The organism is Kosakonia sp. (assembly GCF_032052965.1).
Lineage (GTDB): Bacteria > Pseudomonadota > Gammaproteobacteria > Enterobacterales > Enterobacteriaceae > Kosakonia.
Genome location: NZ_DAMBVN010000015.1, coordinates 26,891 through 45,723, shown reverse-complemented (window position 1 = coordinate 45,723; position 18,833 = coordinate 26,891). Strand labels below are relative to the sequence as shown.

17 protein-coding genes are annotated in these 18,833 nt (G+C 51.8%); 12 read left to right on the top strand and 5 right to left on the bottom strand.

Features of this window, described 5'->3' with window-relative positions; all coding sequences use genetic code 11:
* Nucleotides 1–146 precede the first annotated feature (146 nt).
* Nucleotides 147–419 (top strand): LysR family transcriptional regulator, encoded by a 273-nt coding sequence (locus tag RTX30_RS16830; RefSeq protein ID WP_312691309.1) that lies wholly within the window; start codon nt 147–149, stop codon nt 417–419.
* 119 nt (nt 420–538) lie between these two features.
* Here the strand turns inward: RTX30_RS16830 and RTX30_RS16825 are convergent, their stop codons facing one another.
* Nucleotides 539–1,123, bottom strand: a complete 585-nt coding sequence (locus RTX30_RS16825) for a TetR/AcrR family transcriptional regulator (RefSeq protein WP_312691308.1) — start codon at nt 1,121–1,123, stop codon at nt 539–541.
* 110 nt (nt 1,124–1,233) lie between these two features.
* Between RTX30_RS16825 and RTX30_RS16820 the strand changes: the two genes are divergently transcribed.
* The 4 genes from RTX30_RS16820 (at nt 1,234) to RTX30_RS16805 (ending at nt 4,984) form a co-directional block, all read left to right on the top strand.
* Complete coding sequence (locus tag RTX30_RS16820; protein ID WP_312691307.1) at nt 1,234–1,818, top strand: NAD(P)H-dependent oxidoreductase; 585 nt, start codon at nt 1,234–1,236, stop codon at nt 1,816–1,818.
* Nucleotides 1,819–2,015: 197 nt separating this feature from the next.
* Nucleotides 2,016–4,340 (top strand): tetratricopeptide repeat protein, encoded by a 2,325-nt coding sequence (locus RTX30_RS16815; RefSeq protein ID WP_312691306.1) that lies wholly within the window; start codon nt 2,016–2,018, stop codon nt 4,338–4,340.
* Complete coding sequence (locus RTX30_RS16810; protein WP_312691305.1) at nt 4,330–4,650, top strand: hypothetical protein; 321 nt, start codon at nt 4,330–4,332, stop codon at nt 4,648–4,650. The genes RTX30_RS16815 and RTX30_RS16810 overlap by 11 nt, the downstream gene beginning before the upstream one ends.
* A gap of 25 nt (nt 4,651–4,675) precedes the next feature.
* Complete coding sequence (locus RTX30_RS16805) at nt 4,676–4,984, top strand: monooxygenase (protein WP_312691304.1); 309 nt, start codon at nt 4,676–4,678, stop codon at nt 4,982–4,984.
* Nucleotides 4,985–5,054: 70 nt separating this feature from the next.
* Here the strand turns inward: RTX30_RS16805 and RTX30_RS16800 are convergent, their stop codons facing one another.
* On the bottom strand, nt 5,055–6,386 hold the full coding sequence (locus tag RTX30_RS16800) for a 2-hydroxycarboxylate transporter family protein (protein ID WP_312691303.1): 1,332 nt from the start codon (nt 6,384–6,386) through the stop codon (nt 5,055–5,057).
* A 437-nt stretch (nt 6,387–6,823) separates the two neighbouring features.
* On the opposite strand from RTX30_RS16800, the gene RTX30_RS16795 reads away from it, so the two are divergent.
* The 7 genes from RTX30_RS16795 (at nt 6,824) to chbG (ending at nt 14,668) form a co-directional block, all read left to right on the top strand.
* Nucleotides 6,824–7,765 carry an AEC family transporter gene (locus tag RTX30_RS16795; RefSeq protein ID WP_312691302.1) on the top strand — a complete coding sequence of 314 codons (942 nt, stop codon included), beginning with the start codon at nt 6,824–6,826 and terminating at the stop codon, nt 7,763–7,765.
* Nucleotides 7,766–7,831: 66 nt separating this feature from the next.
* Nucleotides 7,832–9,517 (top strand): NAD-dependent malic enzyme, encoded by a 1,686-nt coding sequence (locus tag RTX30_RS16790; RefSeq protein WP_312691301.1) that lies wholly within the window; start codon nt 7,832–7,834, stop codon nt 9,515–9,517.
* 270 nt (nt 9,518–9,787) lie between these two features.
* Entirely contained in the window at nt 9,788–10,114 is a 327-nt protein-coding gene (locus tag RTX30_RS16785; protein ID WP_312691369.1) for a PTS sugar transporter subunit IIB, read from the top strand.
* A 71-nt stretch (nt 10,115–10,185) separates the two neighbouring features.
* Nucleotides 10,186–11,544, top strand: coding sequence for a PTS N,N'-diacetylchitobiose transporter subunit IIC (gene chbC, locus RTX30_RS16780; RefSeq protein ID WP_312691300.1), 1,359 nt, complete (start codon nt 10,186–10,188; stop codon nt 11,542–11,544).
* Between the two features lie 81 nt (nt 11,545–11,625).
* On the top strand, nt 11,626–12,465 hold the full coding sequence (gene chbR, locus RTX30_RS16775) for a transcriptional regulator ChbR (RefSeq protein WP_312691299.1): 840 nt from the start codon (nt 11,626–11,628) through the stop codon (nt 12,463–12,465).
* Nucleotides 12,466–12,551: 86 nt separating this feature from the next.
* The gene (locus tag RTX30_RS16770; RefSeq protein ID WP_312691298.1) at nt 12,552–13,907 is read left to right on the top strand and encodes a 6-phospho-beta-glucosidase; all 1,356 of its coding nucleotides are present in this window, start codon (nt 12,552–12,554) and stop codon (nt 13,905–13,907) included.
* Between the two features lie 2 nt (nt 13,908–13,909).
* On the top strand, nt 13,910–14,668 hold the full coding sequence (chbG, locus tag RTX30_RS16765) for a chitin disaccharide deacetylase (protein WP_312691297.1): 759 nt from the start codon (nt 13,910–13,912) through the stop codon (nt 14,666–14,668).
* A 55-nt stretch (nt 14,669–14,723) separates the two neighbouring features.
* Here the strand turns inward: chbG and RTX30_RS16760 are convergent, their stop codons facing one another.
* The 3 genes from RTX30_RS16760 to RTX30_RS16750 form a co-directional block, all read right to left on the bottom strand.
* Nucleotides 14,724–16,280 carry a carbohydrate porin gene (locus RTX30_RS16760; RefSeq protein ID WP_312691296.1) on the bottom strand — a complete coding sequence of 519 codons (1,557 nt, stop codon included), beginning with the start codon at nt 16,278–16,280 and terminating at the stop codon, nt 14,724–14,726.
* Nucleotides 16,281–16,723: 443 nt separating this feature from the next.
* Nucleotides 16,724–17,047 carry a hypothetical protein gene (locus tag RTX30_RS16755; RefSeq protein ID WP_312691295.1) on the bottom strand — a complete coding sequence of 108 codons (324 nt, stop codon included), beginning with the start codon at nt 17,045–17,047 and terminating at the stop codon, nt 16,724–16,726.
* A gap of 149 nt (nt 17,048–17,196) precedes the next feature.
* Entirely contained in the window at nt 17,197–18,735 is a 1,539-nt protein-coding gene (locus RTX30_RS16750) for a carboxylesterase/lipase family protein (protein ID WP_312691294.1), read from the bottom strand.
* Between the last annotated feature and the right edge of the window lie 98 nt (nt 18,736–18,833).

Below are 18,833 nucleotides of genomic sequence, written 5' to 3'. Positions count from 1 at the left end.
AATTTCATTATGAAATAGAAAACCCAAAGAAAATCACATAATAATCACGCCCCTTTCCATTCGCCGAATCTTTTAAGCATAAAAAAATAATGTTATAGATGACATCGCAGCAGCACATTAATCGTGCCTCATGACAAGGCGGCAGAATGAATATTGAGCAATTAAAGATCTTCATCACGCTGGTACGAACAAAGAGCATTAAAGAGACAGCCGTGATAACTGGAGAAGATGAATTACTTATTATCAAAAACCTACAACAACTGGAGAATAGTATTGGATTTGATTTAGTCAAACGAGGAAAAGACGTCCGGAAAATTATACTCTCGGAGAAAGGTGCCGCGTTTTACGCGCTCACACCAAGAATGTTCACTCTTCTTGGCGAGGTGGATGAAATAAGAAAAAGTTCAGCCCTTCGTTAAGGTTAGAGTCCCCAAAAGCGGAGAAATAATTTTTTGTGCGAAGTCATGCTGCCACTAAGTATATTTGTTGCTGACTATGTGAGTCGCAGAGGCGAAATATGGCGCCCCTGCGCAGGTTTTTAAGCTCCACGCACCCGGATAACAATCGCGGTGCGCAATTCCTCTTTGGCCTGTGTTTCGCTGATCGCGCCCTGCACAGCAGCCCAGGATAGCCCTTCCGCCGCGCCTAAAATCCCCCACAGCGCGGCATCATCCAGCGGCTGGGCGCAAAAAGGCGCAAACAGCGCGCCGCATTTGGCAGTGAAATCGACCGCGTAATCACGGCGGATTTTCTCCAGCTCCGGCGTTCCGGCCAGCGCGGCCAGCACACTGGGCATCTCGCGACCCTGTAGCAGAACACATTCGATATACGCCGTGGCGATCACCCCAGCCAACTTCTCCAGTTCCGGCTCGGTTCGGCTGATGATCTCATCCATTTTCTGGTTCTGCCGCTGATCGTATTCACGGTAAAGCGCCGCCAGCAGGCCGGAACGGCTGGTAAAATGATCGTACACCACCGGCTTTGTCACCCCCGCCAGCTCGGCCAGATGCCCCAGGGTCAATGCCTCTGTCCCCTCGCTGCGGATGATCTGCCAGGCCACATCCACCAGTTGTGTATAGCGTTCTTCACGCGTCAGCCGCTGACGCACGCGGATCTCCGTCATCTCTCCCCCTTGACAGTCTTATATACCAACAGTAACTTACTATGAGTAGGTTACCATTGGTATATTAGATTACGTTCGTTAAAGCACGATAGCAACTGAGGAGGTTGTACATGCATGCATTAATCGTGGTTTCTCATCCCTTAACGCACTCACTGACTCACAGCGTTGCGCAGGCCGTGGCGCACGGCATTCAGGCAAAGGGGCAACACAGTGTTGAAGTAGCCGACCTGACGCGTGAAGGTTTTAACCCGGTGTTTTCTGCTGCAGATATGGCAGCTTTTACCTTGTCTGCCCCGCTCCCTGCCGATGTACTTGCGGAACAGGCCCGTATTGCAAGAGCCGATGCGCTGGTGCTGGTTTTCCCCATTTACTGGTGGACAATGCCGGGTTTATTAAAAGGCTGGATCGATCGTGTGTTTGCGAACGGCTGGGCCTATGAAGAAGGCCCTGATGGCAAGGTCGCCAAAAAACTCGGGCATTTGCCGGTGCACCTGGTGGCGCTTGGCGGTGCCGATCAGAAGACTTTTGAAAAGCATGGCTATGCACAATCGTGGAAGACGCAAATCGCTCACGGTATTTTTGATTATTGCGGCGCGCCAGTTGCCACCAATACCACATTAATGCTGCCAGATATGGGTAGCCCCGAAATGTGTTTACAGCGGGCAACAGAAATAGGCGAGAATATATTTTCGTAGCCTGTGTCATGCGTTATCTATTGCCAGACGCTGGAATCAGCGGATTTCAGCGTCCTCTTCACCCTCATTAACGTGTGCGTAATATAAACGTTGGCATGCCTATAATCCGCAGCCCAATAGTTGCCATCTGCACATATTGACTTACGGACTTAGCGAACCTTATTCTTTCGCTTTCTCATTGACGAGCAAAAGAAACCATGCGTTTTCTTCCTTTATTTCTGAGCGTGATCCTGCTGACATGCCCAACGCTGGCGGCTGAGCAGAACACCAGGCCCTCTGTTGATCAACTGATTCAACTGAACCGCGAGCAGGCGAAGCTGGAGGAGCAAGTCCGCGCCAACGCAGACGAAATAAAGAGTAATGCCGCCAAAAGCGACAGCGACCTGGCAAAGCAAATCGCCATTATTAACGATAAAATCAGCGCCACCGATAAGCTGGTCGAGGTTCGCGTGACGAATATCGAACAGTGGTCGCTCTACTACGCCATCTTTTATGCCATTGCCGGAATACTCGTTACCTTTTTCATTGTCGGGCTGGGCTTTATGAGTTACCGACAAACGAAAAAAGAGTCGGAAGAGATTGCCAAAAGAGAATCGGAAATCGCCGCCAAAAAGAAAGTCGACGAATGGTTTGATAAACGACAAAGTGAGATTAACGAGCAAATGGCATCGCTGATTGCAGCGGCCAGCGATGTGCTGAAACTATTGCAGGAAAAAGCCGACAATGCCGACAAATATACCAGCACCATTATGGAAAACCTTAAAACGACCGAGTGGATAAAAGAGTCGCTGGAGAAAAATGAGATTACCAACCGCGTCGATAAAACGCCCCCTAAAACCTCGACTTTCACCTGGGAAGAATCTGGAAGTAATGACGCAGAACAGGATGATGCGGAAGCCATCGCCAGAGATTTGCTGAATCAGGCTGTTACTCGTGGTTTAACAGGCGATCCGACCGGTGAAATTGAGATTTATGACGCTATCATTGAGCAGTTTATCAATCATCCGACACTGGCAGTACAGGTTCTGGCTGTGAAGGCATTGTTTTTTAAAGCCATTACCTTCGGTGAAATGGATGAAGCCAGTGAAGAGATAGACCTTTACGATCGCTTAGTTGCTGATTATCAGCATCATCCTGCCCGCGAAATCCAAATTCTGGTGGCGAAAAGCTTATATAACAAAGCCATCACCCTTAACGCTCTGGGTAAAAAAGAAGACGCGCTGGCGGTGTACAATCAAATTATTGATAACTACCAGGACAGTGGTGAAATAGAGCATATCAAGAAAGTCGCTGCCGCCATGCTGAATAAAGCCATTACCCTCGGCCAGTTAGGTAAACCGGAAGAAGAGCTGCATATTTACGACCAGATTATCGAGAAATATAAGGATGCTTCCGACAGCGATGTTAAGGAAACTGTCGCCATGGCGCTGGTGAATAAGGGCATTACGCTCGGCCGACAAGGAAAAGAGCAGGAAGAACTGCAGGCGTATGAGCAAGTGATCACAACCCTGGCTGAATGCAGCGAACCCGGCGTTCAGGAGCAGGTGTCGAAGGCCATGCTCAATAAAGCGGTCATTCTCTTCCGGCAGGATAAGGTTGATGAAGCCATTGCCACTTATCGATTGTTAATCACCACCTACCAAACCTGCGAAGATGAAGAGATCCAGGATCGTGTAAATAAAGCGATGATGAGTCTGGCGCTTTGTTTAGATAAGCAAGGTAACGGATCGGAAGCCCTCAAAATTTATGATCAATTGATTGCGAAAGTGAATAACCGTGACGAGGTGGAGCAGGTTAAGCGCCTTGCACGAGCCCTCACCAACAAGGCCTCGCTCCTGCGCAAACAAGGGCTGCTACGAGAAAGCATTGCCGCAAATGATCAACTGATAGCCCGCCTCCAGGATAATGAGGAACTCTTCCTGCAAGAACGCGTGGCCAGAGCAATGTTAAATAAAGCCATCCTGCTGGGGAAAATCGGTGAAACAACGGCAGAACAGGAAGCGTACTCACAACTGATTGCCCGCTACCAGACCGCAACCGCGCCGACACTGCAGGAGCAGGTTGCCAAGGCCCTGTATAATAAAGCCAACTCTCTGGGCCGGCAGGGCGCGACGGAAGAGCAAGTCCAGCTCTACAACCAACTGATTGCCTGTTTCGATGGCACCACGGAACCCGCCCTGCAGGAGGCATTAGCAAAAGCCATCTTTAACCGGGCCAGCGTGTACTTCAGAACCGAAAGATGGGAACCGGCAGCCGAATCTTACGGGCAAGTGATTGAAACCTTTAAATATAATGACGCAGATGAAATTCAGGATACCGTTGCTAAGGCCATGTTCTACCTGAGCATGACCCATGAAAAACAAAACCAGCACTCAGCAGCGCTACAAAGCTATACCGCTTTTATCGAACGCTTTGGCAGCCATTCTCATGATGAGATCCAGAAACTGATCGCCACCGCGAAAGTCAAACTGGAACTGCTTAAAGCACAACAATCACCTAAGCAGAATGACGATGCAGAATAACGCTGCGCCGGGGCGACACCGGTTATTCTACCCGACCACCTTTGGCTGGTGGCTGCTGGCAAATATTTTCAATATGCTGGCGCAAACCGTCTTTAACGCCTTTTCCAGCGCATTATTCGGCGAAAACCTGGTGATGAGTATGCTTATCGCCGTGGCGATGTTCATCTGGTATGTCGAATATAGCCTTACCTACTACCGCGCGCTGAAAGCCCGCAACAGCATCGGGCGCTTTTTTCTGGCAGGCTGGGTTTTGCTGACGTTACTCTGTTTTGCCACCAGCTCGGTCTGGCTACTGTTGTTAGTGCGCTAAGCGCAATCTTTATCAAGGAGGATGTATGTCGAAAAAACTGTTACAGCTTCATTTCAGTTTTAACGGGCCTTTTGGCGAGGCAATGTCGCACCAGTTGCAAACGCTTGCCGAATCTATTAACCAGGAGCCGGGGTTTCTCTGGAAAGTCTGGACGGAAAATGAAAGCAGCCAGGAAGCGGGCGGTATTTATCTCTTTGCCGATGAAGGGAGCGCACTGGCCTATTTACATAAACATGTTGCGCGCCTGAAAGACCTGGGCGTGGATGACGTAAACTGGAAACTGTTCGATATCAACGAACCCTTAACCCAGCTTAACCACGGTCATCTTGTTTGATTGTTGCCAGCCAGGTGCCAGTAACTGAATAACCAGGCCAGATCGGCGACGATCTGGCCTTTTTGTTGCGTTACACCACCCAGCTCATCAGCAGGGTTGCCGCAATCACCGTCGACGCCCCGCCAATACGTGTGGCGATTTGTGCAAAGGGCATCAGCGACATGCGGTTCGACGCCGAGAGGATCGCTACGTCGCCGGTACCGCCCAGCCCACTGTGGCAACTGGTGACGATCGCCGCTTCCACCGGGTACATATTCAGCCACGAGGCAATAAAGTAGCCGCTCAGCGCCATGGCGATCACCACGGATCCGCACACCACCACATACCCCACTGAAAACACGGCGACCACGCTCTCCAGCGGCACATACAGCATGCCCAGGCCAATCATCAGCGGCCAGACCAGCGCGGCCGAGACAAATTTATAGCAGCTGTGCGCCCCCTGCTCCATCGAGGCCGGGATCACCTGAGCGTATTTACACAATACCGCGATGAGTATCATCAGCACCGGGCCAGGAATATGCACCAGTTTTTCGAATAAGCCACCGACAATAAAGAAGGCGCAAATCATCAGCAATCCGCCGCCCATTAACTGGAAATCGGTATTTTGCGCGCCTTGCGCCTGCGCAAAGATACGGTTGTCGGCATCGCTGCGAATCAGCATCCCGTTGCCTGTCAGCGACGGGCGGCGCATTCCGATACGCGACAATATGCCAGCGCATATGATGGCAAAAATATTGCCCACCACGGCCGCAGGTGCGAGTTGCGCGACATAGACATCCGGTGTTTGCCCAAGAATGGCAGAATAGGCCAGCGACAGCGGTAATATACCTTCGCCAATGCCACCACCAATAATCGGCACGATGATAAAAAAGAAGGTGTGATAAGGCGTATAGCCAAACAGCATACCCACCAGCAAGCCAGACGCCACCGCCATCACGGTGCCGGCAACCAGCGGAACGAACATGCGGATCATCCCCTGGATCAGGATCACCCGGTTCATCCCCAAAATGCTACCGACCACCAGGCAGGCAATGACAAAGTAGAGGAGATTGGCTTCCTTCATCAGCAGATGAACAGTGGCCAGGGTATGCGGTTCGAACAGACCAAAATAGACCAGCACCGAAGGCACCATCAGGCAAAGGATGGCGGGGCCGCCAATGTCTTTCAGCACTGGCAGCATGCGGCCAATTTTGGCAAAGGCAAACCCCAGCGTCATGATCACTGCCAGGCCACCAATCATATTTTTTGGCAACAATCCGGCGGCCGCCGATACGGCGACAATCGAGGCGATACCCATAAACAACAGCAGCGGTACCGCGCCAACTTCAAGCCCTTGCAGGCGGGCGAATTGCCCTCCGGCAGGAGATGTTTCGACAGAGGGGGTAAGAGGATTATCTTTCATTATTTTCACCTGATTCGCTATTAATAAATAACAGTGGGCCAGGAATAACCTCAGGGTTATTCGTAATCGATAAACTGCTTGAAAAAATAAAACCAACGTAATAAACATTGCCACCAGAAGGTTATGAATAAATACTAACCGTGACAATCTGTAAATAGCATAGAGAATTAGCGATGTTAAAATTGTGAATGTCGTGGTGATTTACGTTTAAATAACTTAACTCAGTCATTTGTAAATAAAGTAACCAGTAAACCCTCTGTTTCAGACAATCCCAACAAAAATAGAAAGTTAGCCCTCCGACATCCTCCAATTAATTAAAGTAGCCTTTTTGAAACTAATTAAAACAGAAGAAGTGTGATTGCAATCACCTCCGGGGATAAAGGCGCTGGTTAGAGTGCCGCCTGAAAACAATGTAAAACAAATCCCAGGAAACTTTTATGCCTTCACTACTCTTACAATCTTTATTCCCGTTGGTTTTTATTATGCTTTTAGGCTGGTTAAGCGGGAAATTAGGTTATACGCGGCGCGAAGATGCCACCGTATTAGCCACGGTGGTGATCCGTTTTGCTCTGCCTTTCCACCTTTTTATTGGCGCGCTGAACACCAATCCAGACAAAATCAAAAACTTCTCATTTATGGCGGTGCTGATTATCGGCCTGATGGGCTCGTATTTGCTGACACTGGTGTTGTCGCGTTATGTCTTCCGCCACGATATTAAGACCAGTGCAATACAATCTCTGGTGTGCGCTTTCCCTGATATGGCCTATTTTGGCGCACCGGTACTGGCGGTGTTGATCGGACCGGAAGGGTTCCTGGGCGTGCTGATTGGCAACTTAATTACCAGCGTGTTCATGATCCCACTGACCATTATCCTTATTCGTATGGGCGATAAAGACGCCGACAGCGAAGCGCTACATCCTGGCAAACTGATCCTGCAAAACCTGTTGCGTGCCGTGCGTAATCCTATTGTTTGGATCCCCATTACCGGGGTGTTGCTGAGCCTGGCTGGCGTGCAAATTCCGCATCTGTTAAGCGCGCCCATCGAAATGGTGGGTAAAATTGCCGGCGGTTTGTCACTGTTCGCGCTCGGCCTGCTGTTTTATGGCGAACGTCCATCACTGAATATTCATACGTTCACCAATATCAGTATTAAAAACCTGGTACAGCCAGCAATGATGGCTGCGGCCGGGCTGGCTTTTGGCCTGAGCCATACCTTAATGCAGCAGGTGGTGATTATTGGCGCGACCCCTTCTGCCATCGCTGCGGGCATGTTTGCCCTGCGCAGCGATACGTATATTGAATCCGCATCCTCTTCCATTCTTATTGGCACCGCGATCGGCGTCTTAACCGAGGGAATTATGATTTATCTGATTTCCTAACGGGCGAAAAATTTTCGCCAATGCAACGGCAGTGGTGTCGTTATTATTTAGTCAGGAGCAGCAATAATGTTACGCAAAGAGACTCTGTACACGCCCTATACCGGCGCGGTATTACTGGAAAACCCGTTACTGAATAAAGGGCTGGCCTTTAGCGAAGAAGAACGCCTGTCTTTCAACCTGCACGGTTTATTGCCGCATAATGTTGAGAGCATTGAAGAACAAACTGACCGGGCATGGAAGCAATTCTGTCATTTCAAAAAAGATATTTCCCGTCATGTGTATCTGCGCAATATTCAGGATACCAACGAAACCTTGTTTTATAACCTGCTGCGCAAGCATATGCAGGAGACGCTCCCTATTATTTATACACCGACCGTGGGCGAAGCCTGCGAACACTTCTCGGAAATTTACCGCCGCGCGCGTGGGTTATTTATTTCATGGCCGAATCGTCACCATATTGATGAGATGCTGCAAAGCTTCTCACGCAACGATATCCGCGTGATTGTCGTTACCGATGGCGAACGGATCCTTGGCCTCGGCGATCAGGGCGTCGGCGGGATGGGCATTCCTATCGGTAAACTCTCGCTGTACACCGCCTGCGGCGGCATTCACCCCGCGTCGACGCTGCCCATTATGCTGGATGTCGGTACCAACAATACACAGCATCTGGAAGATCCACTGTATATGGGCTGGCGTCATCCACGCATCAGCGATGATGAGTATCTGGAGTTTATGGACATGTTTGTTGAGGCGGTGAAAACGCGCTGGCCGAACGTCCTGCTGCAATTTGAAGACTTCGCACAGAAGAATGCCACCCGACTGCTGAACCGCTATCGCGATCAGCTGTGCTGCTTTAATGATGATATTCAGGGCACGGCTGCAGTGACCTCCGGTACCTTGATGGCCGCGTCTCAGGCTGCGGGGACACGCTTACGGGACCAGCGCGTCGTGTTCCTCGGCAGCGGCTCCGCCGGTTGCGGAATTGCCGACAAAATTATGGCTCTGATGGTCGCCGACGGGCTGACCCCACAGCAGGCCCGCGACAATATCTTCATGATCGATCGCTTCGGTTTGCTGACCGATGACATGCCTAATTTGCTGGATTTCCAGCAAAACCTCGTGACCTCGCGCGAAAGCATTGCGCACTGGCAGGTCGAGTCGAGCAATATCTCGCTGCTGGAAGTCGTCCGCAACGCGCACCCTACCGTGCTGATTGGCGTCTCCGGGCAGCCGGGCCTCTTCAGCGAAGAAGTGGTGAAGGAGATGCACCGCCACTGCCCGCGGCCGATCATTATGCCGCTCTCTAACCCGACCTCGCGTGCCGAAGCCCAGCCAAAAGATTTGATCGAGTGGACGCAGGGGGCTGCACTGATTGCCACAGGCAGCCCGTTCGCACCGGTATTCTGGCAGGACGAACATTTTGAAATCGCCCAGTGCAATAACGCCTACATTTTCCCGGGGCTGGGGTTAGGCGTCCTGGCCGGCAAAGCCAGCCGCGTGACGGAAGGTATGCTGGTTGCAGCAAGCAAAACGCTGGCGGCGCATTCCCCACTGGCCACCACCGAACGCGGCGGTTTACTGCCGCCAGTCGAAATGATCGAAACCGTCTCGCGAGCAATTGCGCTTGAAGTGGCCCGTGTTGCTCAGCAAGAAGGGGTAGCGCCGGCAATGAGCGACGACGCATTGCGGCAGAGCCTGGAGAAAACCTGGTGGAATGCTGACTACAGCACTTATAAACGTTCCTCGTTCTGATCCTCCGCAGCTCACGGAGGAAGCCTGTCCTCCGTGGGCTGTATCGCAAAAACTTCCCCTCTTTATTTCACCAAACTGTGAAGCGGTGCATGGCACTAGGTCAACCACAGACAATTAGGTTACGTGAGAAAATACCCCTCCCCTTGCTGCTGCCGTATACTTCTTTCAGCACATGAAAAAAGTATTCCAGCGCCCGCCGGATTGCCAGACCGCAACAACAGTGTCGCGCCACGCAAGCCCCGGCAGGGAGTTTCGCAGACAAAAAGGGGCATTTTTATGGAAAAGAAACATATTTATCTGTTCTGTTCTGCCGGCATGTCGACATCCTTACTGGTTTCAAAGATGCGCGCCCAGGCAGAGAAATATGAAGTCCCGGTCATTATCGAAGCATTTTCTGAAACCCTCGCCGCAGAGAAAGGGCCGCATGCCGATGTGATCCTGCTTGGCCCGCAAATTGCGTACCTGCTGCCGGAAATCCAGCGCCTGTTACCGGATAAACCCGTCGAAGTGATCGACCCGCTGCTGTACGGCAAAGTCGATGGTCTGGGCGTACTGAAAGCGGCAGTTGCGACCATAAAAAAAGCGGCGGCGCATTAATTTCTGCCGGCAACGCCTCATCTCTCTGTTTCACCGCGCTGCCTTAGCGCGGTAACGAAAGGTATTTTCCTATGAGTAATGCCATTGCTTCGCTTGAAAAAATCCTGCTTCCTTTCGCGGTAAAAATCAGCAAACAACCTCACGTGAATGCCATTAAAAACGGGTTTATCCGCTTAATGCCGCTAACGCTCGCCGGGGCGATGTTTGTCTTAATCAATAACGTGTTTTTGAGTTTTGGCGAAGGGTCGTTTTTTTACTCGTTAGGCGTCCGGCTCGATGCCGGAACGATAGAGACGCTTAATGGTCTGAAAGGCATCGGCGGCAATGTTTACAACGGCACGCTGGGGATCATGTCGCTGATGGCTCCGTTCTTTATCGGCATGTCGCTGGCGGAAGAGCGCAAAGTGGATGCGCTGGCCGCCGGGCTGCTGTCGATCGCGGCCTTTATGACGGTCACGCCCTACAGCGTGGGCGAAGCCTATGCGGTAGGAGCCAACTGGCTGGGTGGGGCGAACATTATTTCCGGGATCATTATTGGCCTGGTGGTGGCGGAAATGTTTACCTTTATTGTGCGCCGCAACTGGGTTATTCGCTTACCGGATAGTGTGCCGGCCTCGGTTTCACGCTCCTTTTCAGCGCTAATCCCAGGTTTTATTATCCTGTCGCTGATGGGCGTGGTGGCCTGGGCGCTGGCGGATGCGGGCACTAACTTCCATCAAATCATTATGGATACGATTTCGACGCCGCTGGCATCGCTCGGTAGCGTGGTGGGTTGGGTGTATGTGATTTTTGTTCCGCTGCTGTGGTTCTTCGGCATCCATGGTTCACTGGCGCTGACCGCTCTGGATAGCGGCATCATGACGCCGTGGGCTCTGGAAAACATTGCCACTTATCAGCAATACGGATCGGTTGCCGCGGCACTGGACGCCGGTAAAACCTTCCACGTGTGGGCAAAACCGATGCTGGACTCTTATATCTTTCTCGGCGGCAGTGGCGCAACGCTGGGACTTATCATCGCTATCTTTTTGGCCTCACGGCGTGCGGATTATCGCCAGGTGGCGAAACTGGCGCTGCCTTCCGGTATCTTCCAGATCAACGAACCTATCCTGTTTGGCCTGCCAATTATCATGAACCCGGTGATGTTTATCCCGTTTATTCTTGTGCAGCCGGTACTGGCGGCGATCACCCTGCTGGCCTGGTATGCGGGCTTTATTCCGCCTATCACAAATATTGCGCCATGGACCATGCCAACCGGGTTGGGCGCTTTCTTTAACACCAACGGCAGTGTGGCTGCGCTGTTGCTGGCCTTATTCAACCTGGCCATTGCCACGCTGATTTATCTTCCCTTTGTGGTTGTCGCGAACAAAGCGCAAAACGCTGTTGAAGAGGAAGAGAGCGAAGAAGACATCGCTAACGCACTGAAGTTTTGAGGTAAACGGCATGCAGAAATGCATGCCGGCTACACCGGAACGGCGCGTGCGCCACAATGCTGAGCCGAGAAGGAGTCGATTATGCAACCACAGACAATCCCGCAGGAGATCGCCACCGTCCGTGAGCAGCAGCTTTTTAACGGCAAAAATTTCCATGTGTTTATCTATAACAAAACAGAGAGCGCCAGTGGGTTGCACCAGCATGACTATTACGAATTTACGCTGGTATTAACCGGGCGCTATTACCAGGCGATCAACGGTAAACGGGTATTGCTGGAAAGGGGGGATTTTGTCTTTATCCCACTGGGTTCGCACCACCAGAGTTTTTATGAATTCGGCGCGACGCGTATTCTTAATGTCGGCATCAGTAAGGCGTTTTTTGAACAACATTATCTTGGCCTGCTGCCCTTCTGCTTTGTCGCCTCGCAAGCCTATCGCACTACCAGCGCCTTTCTCACTTACGTTGAAACAGTAATCGCTTCGCTCAATTTCCGGGAAAGCGGGCTGGATGAATTTGTCGAAGCGGTGACTTTTCACATTATCAACCGCTTACGTCATTACCGTGAAGAACAGGTGATTGACGACACGCCGCAATGGCTGAAAGCCACCATCGAAGCCATGCACGATAAGGCCCAGTTTGGCGAGCGTGCGCTCGAGAATATGGTGCGGTTATCGGGCAAATCGCAAGAGTATTTGACGCGGGCAGTGCGACGTTATTACAGCAAAACGCCCATGCAGATCATTAATGAAATCCGCATCGATTTTGCGAAAAAACAGCTGGAAATGACCAACTATTCGGTAACGGATATTGCCTGGGAATCGGGTTATAGCAGCCCCAGCCTGTTTATTAAGACGTTTAAAAAGATGACCTCTTTTACACCCAATGGCTACCGCAAGCGATTAACCGAGTTAGTTCAGTAACCGCACTATTTACGTCAGTCCGCTAAGTACCTGCGGCTTACCTGCTCTTTACCGCACCGGGCTGAAGCACACTGAAGGGAGGAGTTATGAGCCAGAAATTAAAAATTGTCACCATTGGCGGCGGGAGCAGCTACACCCCGGAACTGCTGGAAGGGTTTCTCAAGCGCTATCACGAATTGCCCGTGAGCGAACTGTGGCTGGTCGATGTCGCAGAGGGCAAAGAGAAGCTGGATATCATTTTCGACCTCTGCCAGCGCATGGTAGACAAAGCCGGCGTACCGTTAAAACTCGTTAAAACGCTGAACCGCCGCGAAGCGTTGCAGGGGGCTGATTTTGTGACCACCCAGTTGCGTGTAGGTCAGTTAAAAGCGCGTGAGCTGGACGAGCGCATTCCCCTCAGTCATGGTTATCTGGGGCAGGAGACCAACGGCGCAGGCGGCCTGTTTAAGGGGTTACGCACGATTCCTGTTATTTTCGACATCGTCCGCGACGTCGAAGAGATTTGCCCGCAGGCCTGGGTGATTAACTTTACCAACCCGGCAGGTATGGTGACGGAGGCGGTCTATCGACACACCGGTTTTAAGCGGTTCCTCGGTGTGTGCAACATCCCCATCGGCATGAAAATGTTTATTCGCGACGTGCTGAAATTAAACGACGACGATGACCTGTCAATAGATCTTTTTGGCCTCAACCACATGGTCTTTATCAAAGAGGTGCTGGTGAACGGCACATCGCGCTTTGCGGAGTTGCTGGAGGGTGTGGCCTCCGGCAAATTAAAAGCCTCGACGGTGAAAAACGTGTTCGATCTGCCCTTCAGCGAAGGCCTGATCCGTGCCCTGAATCTGTTGCCGTGCTCCTATTTGCTCTATTACGTGAAGCAAAAGGAGATGCTGGCCATTGAACTGGGCGAATATTACAAAGGCGGTGCGCGGGCGCAAGTTGTGCAGAAAGTTGAGAAACAGCTGTTTGAACTCTATAAAGATCCGCAACTGAACATCAAACCCAAAGAGCTGGAACAACGCGGCGGCGCTTACTATTCCGATGCCGCTTGTGAAGTGATCAACGCAATCTATAACGATAAGCAAACCGAGCACTACGTCAACATTCCCCACCTGGGGCATATCGATAATATTCCGGCGGACTGGGCTGTTGAAGTGACGGCGATCCTTGGGCGCGATGGTGCAAAACCCCATCCCCGTCTCACCCATTTTGATGAAAAAGTGCAGGGACTGATCTACACCATTAAAGGCTTTGAAATCGCCGCCAGCCGCGCCGCATTGAGCGGTGAGTTTAACGACGTGCTGCTGGCACTGAGCCTTAGCCCGTTGATCCATTCAGACAGTGATGCGCAGGTACTGGCGCGTGAAATGCTGCTGGCGCATGAGAAGTGGCTCCCTCATTTTGCTGACTGTATTAAGACGCTGAAACAGACCCAGGAGTAGCAATGGAAAAGTTACTGATCGTCAACGCGGATGACTTTGGTCTTAGCAAAGGGCAAAACTACGGCATTTTGGAGAGCTTCCGTCATGGCGTAGTGACCTCCACGACGGCGCTGGTGAATGGCCCGGCGGTAGAACATGCCGTGCGCATCGCGCGCGAACACCCCAGGCTCGCGGTGGGTCTGCACTTTGTACTGACGCTCGGTACACCGCTGACCCCCATGCCCGGCCTGGCGCAAAACGGGCGACTGGGTAAATGGATCTGGCAGCAGGCAGAAAAAGGGGCGCTGCCGCTGGAAGAGATCGCCGCTGAACTGGCAAGTCAGTATCAGCGATTTATCGATCTGTTTGACCGGGCACCGACCCATATCGACAGTCATCATCACGTGCATATGATCCCGCAATTGTTTCCCCTGGTGGCGCAATTTGCCGCGCAGCGCGGTGTGGCATTGCGTGTCGATCAGCAAACGGTGCCTGACGAAGCGAAAAAACCGCTGACAGTACGCCGTTCACAGGGTTTCAGCAGTGAGTTCTATGGTGAAGATGTCTGCGAGGCGCTCTTTTTACAGACGCTGGACGCTTCAACAACGCGGGGAGAGTCATCGCTGGAAATAATGTGCCACCCGGCATTTATCGATAACGCGATTCGCCAGAGCAGCTACTGTTATCCCCGACTGGCGGAGCTGGAGGTATTGACCTCTCCTGCCCTGAAGAAGGCAATTGCGGAGCGGGGCTATCGTCTGGGGACTTTTCTTGATGTGTAAGTGAAATTGCGGCGCACCTTGCGCCGCAATCATTACACTGCACAAGGCAAGTGGCTTACCACCACACTTCGGCCTGCGCTCCAATGGTTAACTGATCTTTCTGCCCATCGCCGAATTTAAACTGACTGATGGCATTGTCCTGCGCGCGCATCCAGGTGGCGTAAAAACGCAGTTCCGGCCTGGACTGCAACAGGCTGGTGTCCACTTTCAGGGCGTGGTAAAGCGTCGCTTTATAGCCTTTTTCATGGTAATCCACGCCCTGCTGCTGGTTGGTTTGCTTAAACCATGCCAGCTCTACGCCACTTTGATGATAATCCGACCAGATATACGCAGGACGTACAACGGCCCGGTAGCTTTGAAAGTCGGTATGCGCGCCTGTGTCATAACTGTAGATATCGCGGCCCATCGACCAGACCAGCGCATGCGCCAGCACCACGTTTGAAACAGGGTAAAACTCCCCTTGAGAGATGAGTCGCCAGGCTTTGCCGTAGCTGTGATCGCCATAGTAATCATCGCCATTACCCAACCCAGGGCTGGCACCGGAGATCAGGGCAAAACCGCTGGCGAGGGAGTTATCTGCCGCCTGCAATGTGACCTCTTCAAAACCGCCGCTGTGGAAGTTGTGGCGTAGCACCGCACCAGCAAGCCAGCTATCTTTGATACTGTAATGGCTGCCGCTATTTTCATGGGATTTGTAGTCGTCTGATTTATTAGTCAGCGAGTAGCGGCCAAGCAGTTCCAACGTGGCGTCATCCCACAGTGGCAGATCTTTATAGCGCACATCAATCGTATTGGCGTTTACCTGCATCGCCCCCTGGTTTACCGGCGCGTTAACCGGATGGGCGTTCAGGTCCTGGCGAACCAGCGCCACATTCAGCTTGCCTGTGCCAACGGGCAGGTTTTCTACGCCAATACCGGCGCCGCTGCTGGTCTGGTGACTTTTCCAGTCCAGCATTTGAATTTCGTACTTCGGCAGATTGTGTTTACCGACCCACAAATCTGCGTCTGGCGCGAAGCCAAGAAACCCATGGGTGGTGAGATAGATGTCTGAGAACTGGAGAATGTTTTCGGAACCTTTATCAAACCAGGCATCGCCGTACTGCGCACCAACATTGCCATCAAGCTGCACCACCGCGTGGGCAGATTTGCCATTCTGCTCGTACATTTTCTGTGTGAATTTCAGATCAAACCAGGAGGAGTATTCATTGCCAAAACGCCCCAGCGAACCAATGGCATACTCTTTTGGCGCACCGTGATCCGCGGTACCCCAACCGGAACGTAAATATCCCGTGAATGAGAAACCGATGTCTTCTTTCACAAACTGGCTTATTTCTTTAAGTGTTAATACTTTTTTTGTGTCGGCAGGTTTATTTTCCACCTGCGTGTTAAGTGCATTGTTTTGATGATTATTAGCTGGTGAATTCATCATTCCGGCCACTGGTTTGGCAGCATTTTTATACTGTTCCAGTTCCGTACGCGTTTTGCTGAGTTCAATGGAGTTTTCCAGCAGTTTTTGTTCCAGAAGAGCAAGCCGCTCCTCAACGGGCAGCGCCTGCGCCCAGGCGTTACCGCAGGCCGCAGAGATAAACAGCACGAGCAGTGATTTTTTCATATCAGACAATCCATGTGATTAATTAGAATAAACCGTTAATGCGCCCATTATTTGGAAAGAATAAACAATATATTAAAATTTTATTTATTAACCCCTGAATAAGAGCGGCTTTATTCTATATCAAAGCCAGCAAATAAATACAGCGACAAATAATACATTCATCACAGCAATTCAATGGCAAAACTTATTATTTAGCGCAAGCCACCGTTAATTAAACATGTTATTTAATCTATTAAATTATTTATTTCTGGAAGAGGAAAACCTATTACGCATGCGGGAACGGTCCGTGCGGTCGCCAAATTGCCAGTAAAAGAATACAGACGATAAAGGGGGCCAGGCGAATACATCGCACCGCTCTCCCGCCCGCCAGGCGGGCATGATGAGTGATGCCAAAAGAGGGAAATCAGGGATAGCGCTGAGGGTGTGTAATATCAATTCAGCCTTCAGATCCAATCTTCGACCGGGTTATCCAGCGGCCTGAGCGGAGGGGTAATGCGTTCGATTTCGTCTTCGATATTAAATTCGGTCAGATCTTCTGCCGTCGCCAGCAAAAAAGTATGCCCTTCAGGCGAGAGCCACTCCGAGATGAAATAGTTCTCTTTGCGCGACAGCCCGATTTTTTGCTGCCCCTCCCGGTCAAAAAATTGCCCGTAGCGCTCATCTTTCTTTGACAGGTTCAACCCCATGGCCGGATAAACGCCGCGCCACACTTCACCGTGATGTTTACCGCCCAGCACAAGGTACTCCTGCATGATTGTTTTACTCATTTGCCACCTCCGTCACGTGTTTCTTTAAAGCGTAGCCAAAATGAAAGCGAACGCACAAAGCGCGTTCCGTTCGCTTGGGTGGCAACCTGCTCACTGCGTCCAGACGGGACGCATCCGGGAGTCCCCCACTCCCGAATGCAGGCTTAGTGTTAGCGGTTAATGGCCTCGATCAGATCGAGACGCTCACGCAGCGGGTCCGGCATCATCGTGATGTCTGCCGCACCTTGTGGCGGGATCGAAAGCAGGTTGTCTTTCTGCGTGTCGTAAGGCTCCCAGTTGGGTAAGTCAGCGGCGTTCGGGTTACCCGTTTTGGCAAAATTAACCCAGTAGCGATGCATAATATCCGCTACACGTTGATCTTCCGGGGTGACCGCCTGGCCAAACCGCGCCGCCATCGTGTCAAACACATAGGGTATTTCGCTGGCATGCGGCGCTTCACCCCAGCTGTTTTTCATCGAATCGGCAACATAAGCAAAACGGTACGACCAGACCGGGAGACTGTTTTTTGCCCATACTCTGGCGACATAACGTGCCGGTTCGGTCATAAGTTTATATTGCGCAATGCGCATGGCTGCGACCTGCGGGGTTAAGCCCGCAAAAGCCTGCTGTGCGCGGGAAGCGGCCTCCTCCGGAAACGGCTTTAAGGCCTCGTCCAGGGTGGTCACTGCGGGCGGGAAACCAATCTCCCAACTGTTCACACCAACCAGCAAAGGAACCTGGATAAAATCGCCTCTGTCGTAGCGTTGCTGCGGCTCTTCCTGGATGATCTTGCCGTCAATCATCGGCCCGGAATAGGTGCCATCGGGGACTGTCGCCATATTCAGGCCATCGACCAGTTTTGCCGCAGGCAACTGCCGAAGGCTCGCCAGCGCACTGGCATCCGTTGCGGAAATGCCATTTTTCTCCGCAAAAGCCACGCCATAGTGTTCTGCCTGCTGCCAGCTCTGATTTGCCGTCTTATTGTGGCGACCGGAACCCGATTCGATAATAGCTTTTTGGAACAGGCCGCGGCTTAGCGGTGTGGTCAGTAGCGAATGAATCGACATCCCCCCCGCCGATTCACCAAACAGTGTGACATTGTTTTTATCGCCGCCGAATGCCTGGATATTCTGTTGCACCCAGCGCAACGCCGCTAATTGATCCATCAGCCCATAGTTTCCGCGAAGGCTCTCGCCAGCAAGAGCAGGATGGGCAAAAAACCCGAAACGGCCAACACGATAATTAAAACTGACGAAGACAATACCCTGGCGGGCGAAAGCCTGACCTGAGTAAACCGCTGGCGACGATCCGCCGTTGACGTATCCGCCGCCATAAATCCACACCATCACCGGTAAATGATCGCTTTCTTCATCGGGCCGCCAGACATTGATCGTCAGGCAATCCTCGCTGAATCCTACACCGGATGGCGCGGCATCCCCCTCAAACGGCTTCTGTAGGCAATCATCGCCGTAGTGGCGTGTCTCTTTAACGCCGTGCCAGGGTTCGACATCCTGCGGCGGCTGCCAGCGCCGATCGCCCGTTGGCGGCTTAGCGTAGGGAATACCAAGCCAGGCTCGGGTGCCATCGAGCTTCGTCCCGCTAATTACCCCGCCGGCGAGCGTGACCTGCAACGGTGGTTCCGCAGCCTGCGCTGCAGAAATTATCGCCATTGCGCCTGAAAGCAGTAAGGGCATTAACTGTTTGTTCATCCATTGCTCCCTGTGCGTATTTCCTGGAAATTCCCGGGATTTCCCGGCTTGTGACAGCGTTGTCTGTGAATACTGAATGATCCGCCGGGTTAAAATCC

Bases quoted from the DNA above. Each gene is read 5' to 3' on its own strand.
- RTX30_RS16800 (WP_312691303.1), bottom strand. From the start codon at position 6,386: ATGAAAGATAATCCTCTTACCCCCTCTGTCGAAACATCTCCTGCCGGA.
- RTX30_RS16760 (WP_312691296.1), bottom strand. From the start codon at position 16,280: ATGAAAAAATCACTGCTCGTGCTGTTTATCTCTGCGGCCTGCGGTAAC.
- RTX30_RS16770 (WP_312691298.1), top strand. From the start codon at position 12,552: ATGAGCCAGAAATTAAAAATTGTCACCATTGGCGGCGGGAGCAGCTAC.
- RTX30_RS16830 (WP_312691309.1), top strand. From the start codon at position 147: ATGAATATTGAGCAATTAAAGATCTTCATCACGCTGGTACGAACAAAG.
- chbG (WP_312691297.1), top strand. From the start codon at position 13,910: ATGGAAAAGTTACTGATCGTCAACGCGGATGACTTTGGTCTTAGCAAA.
- RTX30_RS16755 (WP_312691295.1), bottom strand. From the start codon at position 17,047: ATGAGTAAAACAATCATGCAGGAGTACCTTGTGCTGGGCGGTAAACAT.
- RTX30_RS16795 (WP_312691302.1), top strand. From the start codon at position 6,824: ATGCCTTCACTACTCTTACAATCTTTATTCCCGTTGGTTTTTATTATG.
- chbR (WP_312691299.1), top strand. From the start codon at position 11,626: ATGCAACCACAGACAATCCCGCAGGAGATCGCCACCGTCCGTGAGCAG.
- RTX30_RS16815 (WP_312691306.1), top strand. From the start codon at position 2,016: ATGCGTTTTCTTCCTTTATTTCTGAGCGTGATCCTGCTGACATGCCCA.
- RTX30_RS16825 (WP_312691308.1), bottom strand. From the start codon at position 1,123: ATGACGGAGATCCGCGTGCGTCAGCGGCTGACGCGTGAAGAACGCTAT.
- chbC (WP_312691300.1), top strand. From the start codon at position 10,186: ATGAGTAATGCCATTGCTTCGCTTGAAAAAATCCTGCTTCCTTTCGCG.
- RTX30_RS16810 (WP_312691305.1), top strand. From the start codon at position 4,330: ATGCAGAATAACGCTGCGCCGGGGCGACACCGGTTATTCTACCCGACC.
- RTX30_RS16805 (WP_312691304.1), top strand. From the start codon at position 4,676: ATGTCGAAAAAACTGTTACAGCTTCATTTCAGTTTTAACGGGCCTTTT.
- RTX30_RS16750 (WP_312691294.1), bottom strand. From the start codon at position 18,735: ATGAACAAACAGTTAATGCCCTTACTGCTTTCAGGCGCAATGGCGATA.
- RTX30_RS16790 (WP_312691301.1), top strand. From the start codon at position 7,832: ATGTTACGCAAAGAGACTCTGTACACGCCCTATACCGGCGCGGTATTA.
- RTX30_RS16820 (WP_312691307.1), top strand. From the start codon at position 1,234: ATGCATGCATTAATCGTGGTTTCTCATCCCTTAACGCACTCACTGACT.